This window comes from Actinoplanes sp. CA-131856, assembly GCF_050956135.1.
Lineage (GTDB): Bacteria > Actinomycetota > Actinomycetes > Mycobacteriales > Micromonosporaceae > Actinoplanes.
In genome coordinates, this window is the sequence record NZ_CP191849.1 from 247182 (window position 1) to 262959 (window position 15778).

15 protein-coding genes are annotated in these 15778 nt (G+C 71.6%); 9 read left to right on the forward strand and 6 right to left on the reverse strand.

Annotated features, from left to right (window positions below; translation table 11 throughout):
- Nucleotides 1–4 precede the first annotated feature (4 nt).
- From ACQP2X_RS01165 to ACQP2X_RS01175, 3 genes are all read right to left on the reverse strand, one after another.
- Entirely contained in the window at nt 5–643 is a 639-nt protein-coding gene (locus tag ACQP2X_RS01165; RefSeq protein WP_498693753.1) for a putative glycolipid-binding domain-containing protein, read from the reverse strand.
- 87 nt (nt 644–730) lie between these two features.
- A complete protein-coding gene (locus ACQP2X_RS01170; RefSeq protein WP_498693754.1) occupies nt 731–2530 on the reverse strand; it encodes a DEAD/DEAH box helicase in 1800 nt (599 codons plus the stop codon).
- A 263-nt stretch (nt 2531–2793) separates the two neighbouring features.
- The gene (locus ACQP2X_RS01175; RefSeq protein ID WP_498693755.1) at nt 2794–3237 is read right to left on the reverse strand and encodes a hypothetical protein; all 444 of its coding nucleotides are present in this window, start codon (nt 3235–3237) and stop codon (nt 2794–2796) included.
- Nucleotides 3238–3289: 52 nt separating this feature from the next.
- On the opposite strand from ACQP2X_RS01175, the gene ACQP2X_RS01180 reads away from it, so the two are divergent.
- The gene (locus ACQP2X_RS01180; RefSeq protein WP_498693756.1) at nt 3290–4141 is read left to right on the forward strand and encodes a hypothetical protein; all 852 of its coding nucleotides are present in this window, start codon (nt 3290–3292) and stop codon (nt 4139–4141) included.
- Between the two features lie 165 nt (nt 4142–4306).
- Nucleotides 4307–4960, forward strand: coding sequence for a hypothetical protein (locus ACQP2X_RS01185; protein WP_498693758.1), 654 nt, complete (start codon nt 4307–4309; stop codon nt 4958–4960).
- 339 nt (nt 4961–5299) lie between these two features.
- Here the strand turns inward: ACQP2X_RS01185 and ACQP2X_RS01190 are convergent, their stop codons facing one another.
- Nucleotides 5300–7060 (reverse strand): C40 family peptidase, encoded by a 1761-nt coding sequence (locus ACQP2X_RS01190; RefSeq protein ID WP_498693760.1) that lies wholly within the window; start codon nt 7058–7060, stop codon nt 5300–5302.
- A gap of 258 nt (nt 7061–7318) precedes the next feature.
- Between ACQP2X_RS01190 and mqnE the strand changes: the two genes are divergently transcribed.
- From mqnE to ACQP2X_RS01220, 6 genes are read left to right on the forward strand one after another with little or no spacing between them, the layout of a single operon-like run.
- On the forward strand, nt 7319–8488 hold the full coding sequence (mqnE, locus tag ACQP2X_RS01195; RefSeq protein WP_498693761.1) for an aminofutalosine synthase MqnE: 1170 nt from the start codon (nt 7319–7321) through the stop codon (nt 8486–8488).
- Between the two features lie 24 nt (nt 8489–8512).
- Nucleotides 8513–8947, forward strand: a complete 435-nt coding sequence (locus tag ACQP2X_RS01200; RefSeq protein ID WP_498693763.1) for a hypothetical protein — start codon at nt 8513–8515, stop codon at nt 8945–8947.
- A 9-nt stretch (nt 8948–8956) separates the two neighbouring features.
- The gene (locus ACQP2X_RS01205; protein ID WP_498693765.1) at nt 8957–9409 is read left to right on the forward strand and encodes a DUF4229 domain-containing protein; all 453 of its coding nucleotides are present in this window, start codon (nt 8957–8959) and stop codon (nt 9407–9409) included.
- 54 nt (nt 9410–9463) lie between these two features.
- Nucleotides 9464–10393, forward strand: coding sequence for an ABC transporter substrate-binding protein (locus ACQP2X_RS01210; protein ID WP_498693766.1), 930 nt, complete (start codon nt 9464–9466; stop codon nt 10391–10393).
- A complete protein-coding gene (locus tag ACQP2X_RS01215) occupies nt 10390–11457 on the forward strand; it encodes a FecCD family ABC transporter permease (RefSeq protein WP_498693768.1) in 1068 nt (355 codons plus the stop codon). The genes ACQP2X_RS01210 and ACQP2X_RS01215 overlap by 4 nt, the downstream gene beginning before the upstream one ends.
- Nucleotides 11454–12224, forward strand: coding sequence for an ABC transporter ATP-binding protein (locus ACQP2X_RS01220; protein WP_498693770.1), 771 nt, complete (start codon nt 11454–11456; stop codon nt 12222–12224). Before ACQP2X_RS01215 ends, ACQP2X_RS01220 begins: the two co-directional genes overlap by 4 nt.
- A 4-nt stretch (nt 12225–12228) precedes the next feature.
- Here the strand turns inward: ACQP2X_RS01220 and ACQP2X_RS01225 are convergent, their stop codons facing one another.
- Together ACQP2X_RS01225 and ACQP2X_RS01230 are read right to left on the reverse strand one after the other, a co-directional pair.
- Complete coding sequence (locus ACQP2X_RS01225) at nt 12229–12978, reverse strand: VOC family protein (RefSeq protein ID WP_498693771.1); 750 nt, start codon at nt 12976–12978, stop codon at nt 12229–12231.
- A 59-nt stretch (nt 12979–13037) separates the two neighbouring features.
- Complete coding sequence (locus ACQP2X_RS01230; RefSeq protein WP_498693772.1) at nt 13038–15035, reverse strand: HelD family protein; 1998 nt, start codon at nt 15033–15035, stop codon at nt 13038–13040.
- Between the two features lie 162 nt (nt 15036–15197).
- Here ACQP2X_RS01230 and ACQP2X_RS01235 point away from each other — a divergent pair, with 162 nt between their 5' ends.
- Entirely contained in the window at nt 15198–15773 is a 576-nt protein-coding gene (locus tag ACQP2X_RS01235) for an ArsR/SmtB family transcription factor (RefSeq protein ID WP_498693774.1), read from the forward strand.
- Nucleotides 15774–15778: the final 5 nt, after the last annotated feature.

Here is a 15778-nt window from a genome sequence, read left to right on the forward strand (position 1 = left end):
GACCTCAGCCGGACTTGCCGTCGGCCCGGGCGGCCAGCCCCGGATAGTCGATGACGAAACCGTCGTCGTCGATGCTCAGGTCGGCGCTGAAGGTCTCGCTGGCGTAGCGGACACGGCCGTCCGGCAGCGCCGTGTAGATCTGATCGGCCTGCACCACCTCGAGGCTGGGCAGAAGGACCCAGGCCACGCTGAGGCGATGGGCCACGCCGACCTCCGCGCCGTGCGCCTCGTGCAGACCGAGACGGCGTACCGGCAAGGTGTTGGTCAACGGCGAGCCGCCGAGATCGACGTCGAAGGCGCCGAAGAGGCGATCGGGATCATCGATGCCGGGAAAGCCGGCGCCGGCGTGCCCGGCCGACGACAGCACGGCGTCCAGGTCGCCCTGCTCCTTGGTGGTGGCGCGCCAGCGGCCGGCGGCCAGCTCGAGCCGCACGCTGCGCGACCAGTTCGCACCCTCGGCGATGACGTCGAGATATCCGGTGATCCAGTCGGTGTCGGTGCGCAGTTCGTAACGGCAGGTGTACGGAATCGGGTCGACGGCGAGGGCGGTGCCCCGCGCGTACAGCCCGGCCGAGGAGTCGACGAGGGCGTGCTCGGCGCCTGAGGTGTCCTTGCGTTCCCAGAACAGCGACTGCGGCAACATGCCTCCTGTGTACCCGGACCGGCCCCGGTACAACAGCCGGAAGCCCGGCACGATCGCTCGTGCCGGGCTTCCGGGTGGAACTGTGGATCAGTAGGTGCGCGCCGGGCGCGGGCTGCCGTAGCGGCCCGCCGAGCCGCCCTCACGGCGGTCGTTGCGCTGGTTGCTGCCGCGGAAGCCGCCGGTGCGCTCCGCGTTGCGGCCGTAGCCACCACGGTCGCCCGCGGGACGGTCGCCGTAGCCGCCACGGTCGCCGGCCGGACGGTCGCCGTACGAACGCTGCGGACGGTCACCGTACGAAGGACGGTCGCCGTACGTGGGCCGGTCACCGTAGGAACGGTCACCGCCCGTGCGGTCGTCGTAGGAGCGCTGCGGACGGTCACCGTACGAGCGCTGCGGACGGTCACCGCGGGGGCGGTCACCGAAACCGCGGCGGTCACCACGGTCGCCACCGCCGAAGCGGCCACGCGAACCGCCACGCTCGCGGCGGGGCTCCGGCTCGTCGACCACGGGAACACCACTGGGCTCACGAGCGCCGGTGATCTCCACCAGCTTCTCGTCGCCGAGGCGTACCCGGACCTCACCGGGGTTGACTCCGGCCTTCGACATCATCGCCTGGGTGCTGCGGCGCTGCTTGGGCAGCACCAGCGTCACCACGGCGCCCGACTCACCGGCCCGGGCCGTACGGCCGGCGCGGTGCAGGTAGTCCTTCGGGTCCTTCGGCGGGTCGACGTGCACGACCAGCGAGATGCCGTCGACGTGGATGCCGCGGGCGGCCACGTCCGTCGCCACGAGGACGCTGGTGCGGCCCTCCTTGAACTCGGCGAGCGTGCGGGTCCGTACGCGCTGGGTCTTGCCGCCGTGCAGGCCGCCGGCCCGGACACCGACCGCGCGAAGCTGCTCGACCAGACGGTCGACGCCCATCTGCGTGCGGGCGAAGACGATCGTCTTGCCCTCACGGTTGGCGATCGAGGCCGCGATCGGGAACTTGTCGTGCGGCGGGATCAGCAGCAGGAAGTGGTCCATCGTGGACACGCTGGCCTCGGCCGGAGCCGTGGAGTGCGTGACCGGGTCGTGCATGAACCGCTTGACCAGCGACTCGACGTCACCGTCGAGAGTGGCCGAGAAGAGCAGGCGCTGCGCGTTCTCCGGCGTCTTGGCCAGCAGCTCGGTGACCTCGGGCAGGAAGCCCATGTCGGCCATCTGGTCGGCCTCGTCGAGCACCGTGATCTCGATGTCGTCGAGCTTGCAGGCGCCCCGCTCGATCAGGTCGCCGAGGCGGCCCGGGGTGGCGACCATGACCTCGACGCCGCGGCGCAGCGCGTCCATCTGACGGTCGTACGGCACGCCGCCGACAGCGGTCTTGAGGAAAACGCCGACCGACCGGCCGAGCGGCATGAGCGCGTCGGCGACCTGCATGGCCAGCTCACGCGTGGGCACCAGGATCAGCGCCTTGGGGTGGTGGGGGCGGGCGCGGCCGCCCTGGGCGACCCGGGCCAGCAGCGGCAGGCCGAACGCCAGCGTCTTGCCGGAGCCGGTCTGGCCGCGGCCGAGGACGTCACGGCCGGCGAGAGCGTCGGGCATGGTCGCGGCCTGGATCTCGAACGGCTGCGTGATGCCCTCGCGGTTGAGGACGCGGACCAGCTCGGCGGGGAGGCCGAGCTCGGCGAAGGTCTTCACCGGCGCCGGTTCGGTGGTCTCGACGGCCGCGGTTTCGATTGCCTCGACGGCCGCGGTTTCGGTTGCCTCGCCGGCTGTGGTGTCGGTCGCCTCGGGCTCAACGACGGGGGCGTCGGTGACGGGCGTCTCGGTGACCGCGGTCTCATCGGCGGTCTCGGTGGAGTTTTCGAAGACGGACGGGAACGTGCTGGGATCAGCGAAAGTGGTCAAGAGAACCTCTCTACGGGGGCGCATGCTCGCGAATGGCCCGCCGCGGCTGCCGTGAGCCGACCGCTGAAATGCCCGCAAGAACGCCCGTGGCGTGCTCCGCAAGGGCACGCCGCGTCAATAACTGTCATAAGTGTACGGCTCAACGTTTTCCGCGCCGACCGCATTCCACGCCTGTAGTGGGCAGGCTCACCCCCGGGCGCAACCTCGCCAGCTTAGGGTCAGGCGAGGTTCACCGCCAAAAAAGTCGGATAACGGTCAGTGCGTTACTCGAACATCTTGCCGATCATGTCGCTGAACGAACTGCCCGCGGTGAGCAGGAAGACGACACTGACGGCCACCAACAGGCCTAGCACGATCAGCATGGCCACTGCCACCTTGAGGTTGCCGCGACGACGGTCGACGACCTCGTCGTGCCAGCCCTGAGCCAGGATGTGGCCGGTCAGAGAACCGGAGTTCTCGACCGCGTTCATCGACACGGGCATCGTTGTGTCGATCGTCTCGTATCCGCCGGTGCCGTAGAGCGTGCCGTGCAGCCGCTGCTGAGGAACGGCCATGGTCGAGTCGATGTCGTCACCGTGCGCCTCGAAGGCGGTGGTGGCCGGCGACCCGAAGACGGTGCCGGCGGGAACTCCGGTCGGCTGAGAGGAAGTCGGCCCGAACGGCCGGGCGGACGGGGCCGGCTCGCCGACCCCGAAGGGGGTGGTCACGCTGCGTGCGCTCGCTTCCGGGGGCATTGAGTACGCCGGTAGACCGGCGCCGTTGGACGGGATCATAGGCGGCGGCGGCACGATCGGCGGAGGCGGCCCCGGAACCGGGCTGGGGCCGGGCCCCGGCGGTACAGGGCTGGGCCCCGGACCCGGAGGCACGGGGAAGGGACCAGGGCCGGGCGGCACAGGCGACGGCCCAGGACCCGGCGGAACCGGCGAGGGCCCGGGCTCGGGCGGCACCGGGCCGGGCGGCGTCGGGCTCGGGCTCGGCGGCACCGGGCCGGGCGTCGGGTTCGGGCCGGGCGTCGGGCTCGGTGGCACCGGGCCGGGCGGCGTCGGGGCCGGGGTCGGAGGCGCTGGGGTGGGGCTGGGCGTGGGGGTGGGCGTCGGGAACGGGCCGGGCGGTGGTCCGGGGAAGGGGCCGGGCTCGGGCGGGGCCGGGAACGGGTCCGGCGGCTCGATCGGCTCCGGGCGGCCGGGCTGGGGGCGGGTGGGTTCCGGCTTCTGCGGAGGCGTGGGAACCGGCGGGGCCGGAACCGGCGGCGTCGGAGAGGGGCTCGGCTCGGGCTTGTCCGGGTCGGGAGTGGGCTCACCGGGCTCGGGCTCGGCGGGCTCCGGCTCTTCCGGCGCGGGGTCACCCGGCTGCGGCGGGTCGGCCGGCTGCGGCTCACTGATCGAGGTCACCTTGGGAGTGGCGGTGCCCACGACGGGCGCGGCCGGGGCGGTCTCGATCGGGGTCTCCGGCGTGCCGGGGGGAGTGACCAGTTTGGCGCTTTTCGCTCCGTACAGCTTCGACTCACCCGTCGGCCGGGTCAGCGCGCGGGCCACCTCGCCGGCGTCCGGGGCCACGGCCCCGGGCACGGTGGCTCGGGCCGCACCCGATCCCAGCGTGGGCGAGAGCTGACGACTCGACCCATCGACCCGCTCAGGCACAAGGGCCGACCTGGCCGGCTCCGGCGCCTCTTCCTGCTGGCCTTCGTCGGCTTTGTCGGGATCAGCAGATTCAGAAACGGAGGCCGAAGAGGGCGCCGCGGACACTGGCGCAGATCCCGAGACCGGGGCGGCCGGTGTGGAGGTGAAGGCAGGCGCCGCGGACACAGGCGCGGATGCCGATGCCGTAGCGGGCGCCGCGGAGGCCGAGGCTGCGGCGGCCGGCGTAGAGGCGGGCGCCGCGGATACCGGGGCTGATGCCGACACCGAGGCGGGCGCCGCAGATGTTGGCGCGGAGGACGAAGCGGGCGTCGCGGAAACAGGCGCGGAGGCGGAGGCGGCGGTCCGGGCCGTCGGCGTGGGGCTGGAGCCTGCGGACGCGGGTGCGGAGGCCGAGGTGGGCGCAGCCGACACGGGCGCGGAGGCGGAGAACGAGGCCGGCGCTGCCGAAACGGGGGCGGCCGAGACCGGGGCCGACGCGGAGATCTTGGCAGGGGCCGGGATCGACCCTGAGACCGAGGCGCGGCCGCTCGCGGCGCCGCTCACCGGGGCGCTGGCCGGAGCACTCCCGCTCACCGGAGCACTGCCGCTAACTGGGGCGCTGGCCGGAGCGTTGCCGCTCACCGGGGCGCTGGCCGGAGCATTCCCGCTCACTGGAGCACTGCCACTAACTGGGGCGCTGGCTGGAGCACTGCCGCTTACCGGGGCGCTGGCGGAAGCGCTGCCGCTTGCCGGAGCGTTTGTGGGGCCGCTGCCGCTCGCCGGGGTGCTGCTGGGGGTGGCTTCGCTCTGAAGAGTGCTGCCGGGAGTGGCCCACAGCGCGCCCTCGGCCGGTGGTGGCGGCGGTGAGAACCAGTCGTCGCTGCTCGACGGCGTCGGGTCAGCGGGCGGCTTTGTGCCGTTGCTGTCCGGTGTCGCCTGCCGCTCGTCCATGGAACCTCCCGACGCCGCGTGCCGACGGTTGGGGAACGTCGGGCGCTGACCATAACCGTGCCATATCCGCGCGCGTCATCGCACCTGGCATCAACCGGACCATGCCCCCGGACCGGCCCTGACCACCGGAAAGGCGGTTTTCGCCGCCCCTGGGGGCAACTCTTGATCAGACCCCGATACCGAAGAGGACGACAGGCGTTTACGAGCCGGAAGCGGACGGCTCGGCCGCCTTCTCCGAGCTGCTCGCGCTGCTGGAGGCGCTCGACGACGACGTGGCCGACGACGACGAGGTGGCCGAGGATGACGACGTGGCCGACGAGGTGGCCGATGAGCCGCCGCCCGACGGGGTCGTCGTCTCGGTGTCGCCGCTCGAGCTGGAACCGCCGCCCGACGGCTGCTCGGTCGTCGGCTCCGTCGAGGGCTCGTCGTCCGGCGGGTTCGTGGTCGGCGGCGGAGGCGTCGTCGGCTCGGTCGACGGCTCCTCGGTGTCCGGCGGCGGGGACGTGGTCGTCGGCGGCTTGCTCGGCGTCGTGATCGGCGGCTTGCTCGGCGTCGTCGGTGTGGTCGGTTTCGTGGGCGCCGTCGGCGTGGTCGGTTTCGTCGGCGTGCCGGGGTTGCTCGGCGATCCGGGGGTGCCCGGCGTGCCGGTGCCCGGGTTGGACGGCGTGCCCGTGCCGGGGTTCGACGGCGTGCCGGGGTTGGACGGCGTGCCCGGCGTGCCCGGGGTGGTCGGCGTGGTGCCGCCGTCGGTCGGGTCGGGGTCGGGCGCACCCAGGTTGGGGCCCTGCACGATGCCCTCGACCGAGCCGAAGACCCGCGTCGCCTGGAACAGCCTCGTCCAGCGCACGGGCGTGAGCCGCACGTTCAAGCCGGTGCGCGGAGCCTCGACCATCATGCCGTTGCCCGCGTACATCGCCACGTGGTGGATGCCGCGCCAGCTGCTCGACGAGCTGAAGAACAGAAGGTCGCCGGGGAGCAGGGAGTAGCGGTCGACCACCTTGTTGCGGGTCTGCCAGTACTGGTCGCGGGAGACGCGGGTCAGCTGGAAGCCGACCGAGCGGTACGCCGCGTACATCAGGCCGGAGCAGTCGTACTGATCCGGGCCCTCCTCGGACCAGACGTACGGGTCGCCGCGCTGGGCGAGCGCGAACTCGAGCGCCTGGATGGCCCGGGCGTCGGCGCCGCGGCCCGCTTCCTCGCCGGCCAGGTAGGACGCGCCGAGCTGGCTGTCCTGCGCCGTCTCGGTGGCCTCGAAGGCGTTCAGCTCGTCCTGGTGGGTGAGCTCCAGGGCCTGCTGCGCCGTCTGCTTGGCGGTGAGCTGCTTGTTGAGGGCGTCGTATTTCGCGGCCAGATCGGCGTAGCGCTGCGCGCTCAGCGTCTGCTCGTCGAGCGCGATCTGGGCGTTGATCTGCGCCTGCTCGATCTGGCGGGTGATGGCCTGCTGGGTGTCGACCTGGCCGCGCTGGAGCCGGGCCAGATCGCCGAGGCCGCTGAGTCCGGAGTCGAGCATGCCGGGCGGCATGGCGGCGGCCTCGCGCACGGCCTGGGCGGCGGCGTCGGAGGCGGCGGTCTGCGCCTGGCGGAGCGATTCCTCGGCCTGGGTGTATCTCACCTGGGCGGCGGCCTGCTGGTCGCGCGCCCCGTCGCGGTCCTGCCCGATCTGGATGAGCTGGTCGCCGAGGCTGGAGATCTCGGTGCGGCCCTTTTCGATCGCCTGCAGCGCGGGGCTGGTCGGCGTGGGCGTGGCGACGGGGAGGGCGGTGACCTTCTGCCCCGGGAGGGCCAGGGTGCCCAGGGCCATCGGGCGGGAGCCGATGTCGGGCACGGCCATGCTGAGGTTGTCCTGCGGGACCGTGAGAGGGGCGCCGGGCGGGGCCGCGGCCGGGTCGGCGAAGGCGGCGGTCGGCGTGAGCAGCGGCGTCAGGAAGGTCGCGACGACGGCGGCCACGGCGGAGTACACGACGGGGCGCCACCACGGGCGCGATCGCCGAGAACCGAGTCGTGCAGTCGCCATGTGCTCCCCGTCCACCGCGGCGCCGGAGCGCCGCTCGTCGTTCCCCCCTAATTGAATACCTCACGTCTCGCATTCCTGTCGATTGATCCGAGATGAAAGAAGACTGGGAATCTGGGTTACGGCGACATGATCAACACCCCGCCTGGAGATTCCTGTCGGGGGCGAGCCGTACTCTCGACGCCGAGGCAAGTGAGAGGGGCGCACATGGATGCCGGCTTGAAGCGGGAGCTCGAGGCCAAGGTCTACGCAGGTGAGAGGCTCAGCCGGTCCGACGGCGTGGCCCTTTACGAGAGCGACGACCTCGCCTGGCTCGGCCGCCTCGCCCACCACAAGCGCACCGAGCTCAACGGCGACCGTGTGATGTTCAACGTCAACCGCCATCTGAACCTGACCAACGTCTGCTCGGCCAGCTGTGCGTACTGCTCCTTCCAGCGCAAGCCGGGCGAGAAGGACGCGTACACGATGCGCATCGACGAGGCCGTGGCCAAGGCCAAGGAGATGGAGGACGAGCAGCTGACCGAGCTGCACATCGTCAACGGCCTGCACCCCAGCCTGCCCTGGCGTTACTACCCCAAGGTGCTGCGCGAGCTGAAGGCCGCGCTGCCCAACGTGAAGCTCAAGTGCTTCACCGCCACCGAGGTGCAGTGGTTCGAGAAGATCAGCGGCCTGCCCGCGAGCGAGATCCTCGACGAGCTGATGGACGCCGGGCTCGAGTCGCTGACCGGCGGCGGCGCCGAGATCTTCGACTGGGAGGTCCGGCAGCACATCGTCGACCACGACACCCACTGGGAGGACTGGTCGCGCATCCACCGGCTCGCCCATGAGAAAGGCATGAAGACCCCGGCCACCATGCTGTACGGCCACATCGAGGAACCACGTCATCGCGTCGACCACGTGATGCGCCTGCGTGAGCTCCAGGACGAGACCGGTGGCTTCGCCGTCTTCATCCCGCTGCGCTACCAGCACGACTTCGTCGACTCCCAGGACGGCAAGATCCGCAACCGCATCCAGGAGCGGACCACGATGGCCGCGCCGGCCGAGTCGCTCAAGACGTTCGCGGTCTCCCGGCTGATGTTCGACAACGTGCCGCATGTGAAGTGCTTCTGGGTCATGCACGGTCTGTCGGTGGCCCAGCTCTCGCTCAACTTCGGAGCGGACGATCTGGACGGTTCGGTGGTCGAATACAAGATCACCCATGACGCCGACTCGTACGGGACGCCGCACACCATGCACCGCGACGACCTGCTCAACCTGATCTGGGACGCGGGTTTCCAGCCGGTCGAGCGCAACACGCGTTATGAGGTCGTCCACGAGTACGACAAGGCGCCCTCGCTCGCGAGCCGCCGCGCGGAGCCGCAGAAGGTGTGGGCTTAGCAGGCGCGTACCCTGCTTGTTGTCATGTCGGATACCCAGAGTGCGCGCCGCCCGCGCCGCGACGCCAGCGGACGCCTGGCCACGATCGGTGACCTCATCGGCACCGCGATGGCCGGGCTGGTGACCGGCGCCGTCGTCCTGCTGCTGCTCGAGGCCGTGCTGTCGCTGACGCACGTCTCCGAGTTCGGCAACACCAGCGGCTGGCTCGCGGTGATCCTTCCGGTGTGGCTGTTCGTCGAGGAGTTCCGGGCCGAGGGCTTCGGCGCGCCCCGGGTCGTGGTCGCGCTGCTGGCCATCGGCTTCGGCGTCGCCGCCGGAATGACCCTGGCCGGCTTCGCGTCGTCCCAGTTCGCCTTCCCGACGCTGGTGAGCGGGCTGCTCGGCGCGCTCGGCGCCACGGTTGTCTACTGCCTGATCTGGTTCTACGGCCTGCGGTGGCTCGACCACCGCATGGGCTAGGGAGAAACGATGAACCCCGCCGTCAAGTACTCGCTGGGCCGCCTCGGACTGTTCGTGGTCGTCTTCGCGGCGCTCCTGCCGGTCCCGCTCAACTTCCTGGTCCGGGCCATGGTCGCCCTGGTGGTCTCGGCCGTCGCGTCGTACTTCCTGCTCGCCTCCTGGCGCAACCAGATGAACGAGCAGCTCGTCGGCGTGGCCTCCCGGCGCACGGCCGAGAAGCAGCGGTTGCGCGCCGCACTGGCCGGCGACGAGGACGCGGCCGCGGCCGGCGACCGCGCCGCCCCGAAGACCGAGGCCGCCCCGAAGACCGAGGCCGCCCTGACGACCGAGGCCGCCCCGAAGACCGAGGCCGTCACGAAGACCGAGGCCGTCACGACAGCCGACGCGACGGCGGCCGACGCCGCGCCGAGGGCCGAGGCCACCACGACAGTCGACGCGAAAGCGGCCGACGCCGACAAGTAGGAGCCGGCCGGAAGGGGCGGGGAGGCTCGACAACCCGGCCCGACTGGAGGACCCATGAAACGAATGCTCACGGCCGCCCTGGCGGCGGCCGCCCTGCTGCTCGCCGGTGGCTGTGGCGACGACGGCGACACCTCGTCGACGACGACCACGGCGCCCAGCGCCGCCGCCTCCTATCCGGTGACCGTCGGCGACCTGACGCTGGACGCGCGCCCCGAGAAGATCGTCTCGCTGACGCCGACGGCCACCGAGATGCTGTTCGCCATCGGCGCCGGGCCCCAGGTCACCGCGGTCGACGACCAGTCGACGTACCCGGCGAACGCTCCTAAGACCGATCTTTCCGGTTTCAAGCCGAACGCCGAGGCCATCGCCGCCAAGGACCCCGACCTGGTCGTCCTCTCCGATGACATCGACAAGATCGTGTCGCAGCTGGAGAAGCTGAAGATCCCGGTCTTCCGGACGCCGGCCGCGAAGACCCTCGACGAGACCTATCAGCAGATCGAGCAGCTGGGCACGCTGACCGGCCACAGCTCCGAGGCCGGCACGGTGACGTCGCAGATGGCGAAAGACATCGAGACGATCGTCGCCGGCGTGCCGAAGAGGACGACCCCGCTGAGCTACTACTACGAGCTCGACCCGACCTTCTTCACCGTCACGTCCACGACCTTCATCGGTGAGGTTTTCTCGCTGTTCGGCATGACGAACATCGCCGACCCGGCCGACGCCGACGGGTCCAAGGGCGGATATCCGCAGCTTTCGCAGGAGGCGATCGTCAAGTCCAATCCGGACACGATCTTCCTGGCCGACAGCAAGTGCTGCCAGCAGTCGGCGGCGACGGTCACGAAGCGTACGGGCTGGAGCACGATCACCGCGGTCAAGACCGGTCAGATCTACGCGCTCGACGACGACATCGCCTCGCGCTGGGGCCCCCGCACCGTCGACCTCGTGCGCTCCGTCGCCGACGCGGTGGCCAAGGTCCCCGCGTGACGGTTCGGGTCCGGCCGGCCGGTCTGCGGCCAGCCTGGCTCGTCGGCGGCGTGGTCGCCGTGCTGGTCGCGCTGATCGCGGGGCTGGCCTTCGGGTCGGTCCCGCTCCCGCCGGCCGGCGTGGCCCTGGAACTTCTCAACCTCATTCCCGGTGTACGCCTTCACAGCGGCCTCTCCGAGCGCGAGGTCGCCATCCTGACCGAGTTGCGGTTGCCCCGGGTCGTGCTCGGCCTCCTCGTGGGCGCGATGCTCGCGCTGGCCGGCGCCGCCTATCAGGGTGTGTTCCGCAACCCGCTGGCCGATCCGCACCTGCTCGGCGTGGCGGCCGGCGCCGGTCTCGGCGTCACCGCCGTGATCTCGCTGCGGGCCGGCACCACGGGCGGCGACGCCACCGCCAACCTGCCGTTCGGGGTGCCGGTGGCCGCCTTCGTGGGCGCCCTGCTGGCCGTGGCCCTGACCTGGCTGCTGGGCGCGGCCGGCGGGCGCGACCGCACCCCGTCCACCTTGATCCTGTCCGGGGTGGCGGTGTCGTCGTTCCTCGCCGCCGGGCAGACCTATCTCATGCAGCAGCACGTCGACACGCTGCGCGAGGTCTACTCGTGGCTGCTCGGCCGCCTCGCCACCGCCGGCTGGCACGACGTGCTGGTGATGCTTCCCTACGCGGTGGTGACCGGCGTGATCGTCCTGTCGCAGCGGCGTGAGCTCGACGTGCTGACCGTCGGTGACGAGGAGGCGAGCGCGCTCGGCCTGCATCCGCAGCGCTCCCGCTACCTGTTGATCATCGCCGCCTCGCTCGGCACCGCGGCCGCGGTCTCGGTCTCCGGCCTGATCGGTTTCGTCGGCATCATCGTCCCGCACACGATGCGGCTGCTGGCCGGGCCGAGCTACCGGTCCATCCTGCCGCTGTCGGTGCTGTTCGGCGGGGCCTTCCTGGCCCTGGCCGACCTGCTGGCCCGCACGGCTGGCGGCCAGGCCGAGATCCCGATCGGGGTGGTCACGGCCTTCTTCGGGGCGCCCTTCTTCATCGTCGTGCTGCGCACCAGCCGGCAGGCGGCCGCCGCGTGACCGCGATCCGCGTCGAGGGCCTGCGGGTGAGCCTCGACGGGACGCCGATCGTGCTCGGTGTCGACCTCGACGTCGAGCGCGGCGAGTGGGTCACGGTGATCGGGCCGAACGGCGCCGGCAAGTCGACGGCGCTGCGCGCGATCGGCGGGCTGCTGCCGTTCGAGGGGACGGTCGAGCTCGACGGCAGCCCGATCGACCGGCTGCACCGGCGCGAGCGGGCGAAGACGATCGCCACCGTCGCGCAGTCCCCGGTGGTTCCGCCCGGCATGCGCGTCTTCGACTACGTGCTGCTCGGGCGTACCCCCTATGTCCGGCCCCTGGGTCGTGAGTCGGCTAACGACCTGGCCGTGGTCGAGCAGGTGCTGGAGGAACTCGACCTCACCCGGTTCGCCGACCGGCGGCTCGACACCCTGTCCGGCGGGGAGCGGCAGCGGGCCTTCCTGGCCCGGGCGCTGGCCCAGGGAGCCGGGATCCTGCTGCTGGACGAGCCGACGAGCGCGCTCGACATCGGCCATCAGCAGGAGGTGCTCGAGCTGGTCGACCGGCTGCGGGCCGAGCGTGCCCTCACCGTGCTGGCCACCATGCACGACCTCACCACCGCCGGCGAGTACGCCGACCGGATGGTCCTGCTGGCCGCGGGCCGGGTGGTGGCGGCGGGCACGGCGCGCGACGTGCTGACCGAGGCGAACCTGGCCGAGCACTACCGGGTCCGGGTCCGGGTCATCGAGGGCGAGCACGGCCCGCTGGTCGTGCCGGTGCGCCGATAGCCGGCTAACGATTGCCCGCGAGGACCGCGAACATTCCGCCCTGCGGGTCGCTGAGCACGGCGTACCGGCCGATCGAAAGGCTTCTCGGGCTGTGCAGGACCCGGCCGCCGAGCGCCAGCGTGTGCTCGGCGGCGGTGTCGCAGTCGTGGACCGCGAAGTAGACCATCCAGTGCGGTCCCATGTCGTCGGGCCAGAGCTCGGGCACCATGGGCTGGATGCCGCAGACCGGCGTCTCGCGGACCTTGGCCACGATGTACGGCACCCCGTCCATCCGGCTGTTGCGGAACTGCCAGCCGAACACGGACTGGTAGAACGCCATCGACCCGTCCAGGTCGCGGGTGTTCAGCTCGTTCCAGGTGAGCGCGCCGGGCACGTCGAACAGCTCGGCGCCCCGCATCGCCCACGGCTGCCAGACGCTGAACGGCGCCCCGCCCGGATCGAGGAAGGCCGCCATCCGTCCCTGGTCGGCCACGTCGAACGGGGGCACCAGCACCTTGCCGCCGCCGGCCGCCACCCGGGCCGAGACCGCGTCGGCGTCGTCGGTGCCGATGTAGGTGCTCCAGGCCGTCGGCTGCCCCACGCCGTAGAGCGGGCCGGCGCCGGCCACCGGCCGCCCGTTACGGCAGAAGGTGATGTATTCGCCCGAGACCTCCGACGTCCACCCGAACAACTCGGTGTAGAACCTCTCCGCGTCGGCCAGATCGGCGGTTCCGAGGTCGACCCAGCTGGGCGTCCCGGGCGTCGATGAGGTCATCGCGGCATCATCACACCGCGTATCTAAACAGAGCCTTAAGTGTCAATGTTTTGGCTGAATCACAGCGGATCTGGCAGCGCTTTTGCGTGCACAACCGACAAGCGGGACACGGCCCGGGTCAGCACGACGTAGAGCCGGTTGAGGCCCTTCGGCTCGGCCGCGACGATGTCGGCCGGCTCGTGAACGACCACATGGTCGTACTCCAAGCCCTTGACGACCGTGGCCGGCACCACCGTGACCCGCGCCTCGGAGTCGACGTCGTCGGGCGTCGCGTGCTCGATCCCCGCGGCCGTGAGATGACCGCGCAGCCGGTCCACAGCGGTGTCGGCCGCGATCACCGCGACCGAGCCCTCCTGGGTGAGCGCCGCCGTCACCTCGGCCAGCGTCTCGGCGTCCAGATCGGACGGCTCGGCGACCGGCACGATGACCAGGTCGCCGTCGCGGCGCAGCGAGACCGCCTCGGGCACGTTCACCCCCAGGGCCGGCAGCAGGCGGTTGGCCAGCTCGACCACCACGGCCGGCACCCGGAAGCCGACGGTCAGCGGAACGACGGCTGCTTCCGGCTTGCCCAGGTGCGTCAGCGTCTCCTGCCACTCGGCGGCGGCCCACGGCGCGGTGCCCTGCGCCAGGTCGCCGAGCACCGTGATCGAGCCGTGCTCGCTGCGCCGGGCGATCGCCCGCGCCTGCATGGGTGAGAGGTCCTGCGCCTCGTCGATGACCACGTGACCGAAGCTGCCCGCGCGCTCCAGCAGCCCGGCCGCCTCGTCGATCAGCACGAGGTCGGCCGCCGTGAACTTCGCGGCCTTCACCGTGCGGGGCGGTTTCGGCCACCGGATCGCCTCCTGCTCCTCGGCGGTGAGCAGGTCGCCGGCCACGAACGGGTCGGTGAGCACCTCGGCCACCAGCGACTCGGGGGTCACGGCGGGCCAGGCCTTCTCGAGGAACTCGGTGACCGGGGCGACCTTGCTCATCCGGCGCAGCCAGCCCTCGGTCGGCGAGTTGCCGGTGCGATATTCCGACTGTCGCTGGAGCAGGCCGACGACCCGGGCCCGGACCCTCTCCCGGCCCACCGCGTACGGAAGCCCCTCGCGCCGGGCCTCGTCGACGATCCGGCGCAGCGGCTCGGCGTCGATCCGCCAGCGGTACGAGCCGTCCGACACCATGATCGGATCGGTCGGCTTGGTCAGCCGGGTCCACAGCGTCCGGCGCAGCACCTCGGCCATCCGGACGTCGTTCTTGACCAGCGCCGCCGCCGGGCCGTCGACCGCGCGCACCGGCACCCGCCCGACCAGCTCGTCCACCGTGGACTGGTGGACCTCCACCTCGCCCAGGGCGGGCAGGACGGCCGAGATGTACGACAGGAAGGCCGTGTTCGGCCCGACGATCAGCACGCCCGAGCGCCGCAGCCGCTCGCGGTGCAGATAAAGAAGGAAGGCGGCCCGGTGCAGGCCGACCGCCGTCTTTCCGGTGCCGGGCGCGCCCTGCACGCAGATCGAGTCGGTCAGCTCGGCCCGGACCAGCTCGTCCTGCTCGGGCTGGATGGTGGCCACGATGTCGCGCATCGGCCCGACGCGGGGGCGCTCGATCTCGGCGGTCAGGATCCGGCTTTTCGTTCCCAGCTCCTCGCCGCGGTCGAGATGCTCGTCCTCGAAGCTGGTGAGCTCGCCTTTCACGAAACCGAACCGGCGGCGGACCCGGACGCCCTGCGGATCGCGCACGCTGGCCCGGTAGAAAGAGCGGGACAGCGGGGCGCGCCAGTCGAGCACCATCGGCTCGCCGGCGTCGTCGGTGACGTGCCGCCGGCCCACGTGATAGGCCGACTCGTCGATGTCGAGCCGGCCGAAGAACAGCGGCGTGGTGGGGTCGTCGGCGAGCTCCTTGACCCGGCGGGCCATGTGCCGGCCGAGCTGCTCGGCGGTGTAGGCGTCGCCGGCCACCTTGTCGCCGGTCGAGAAGAGCGCCTCGGCGCGCCCTCGCATCCGGCCGAGCGCGGCGCGCGACTCGCTCAGGTGGTGTCTCTCGGCTGCTAACTCGGTGTCCAGGTCGAATGCGGGCACGCTTCATCCTCAGGCAGGTGTTTCCTGGCTGCTCGCGTATCCGGCTTTTGTGCTGACGCCGGCGCGGGGGGACGTCCGCTGCGGTGCATGCTCACCACGGCCGTCGAGCGGCCCTCCACGCTACGCGCAACCGCTCGGCCGCTCCACCGAATAATGGTGGCCATGACGGACGGGCAGAGCAGGCGGATCTCCGAACCCCAGGTCATGAGGGCGCTGGCCCATCCGGCGCGCATCGAGATCATGGAGTACTTGAACAACACCGGCAGCGCGATCACCGCGACCGAGTGCGCCGACCTGGTCGGCCTCTCGCCCAGCGCCACCAGCTATCACCTCCGCGAGCTGGCCAAGTACAAGCTGGTCGAGCAGGCCCCGAGCCGCGGGGACGGCCGCGAGCGGGTGTGGCGCAGCACCAGCACCGGGCTGCGCATCGAGACCGAGGGCGCCGACCCGGCCGCGATCTCGGCGGCCCTGGCCCTGGTCGACGCCTTCCTCGAGCGCGACGTGCGGCGGGCCCGCGAGTGGGTGGAGCGGCAGCCGGGCGAGCCGGAGCCCTGGCGCGACGCGGGCGGCATGACCAGCCTCGAGATGCTGGTCACGGCCGATGAGCTGAAGGAGCTCACGGCCCGGGTCAACGCTCTCGTGGAGCCCTATCGGGTCCGTGATCGCCAGGCCCCGCCCCCGGAGGCCCGGCGTGTGCACTTCAACTACTTCGCATTTCCCACGGAGGCCGAGGGGTAGCGATC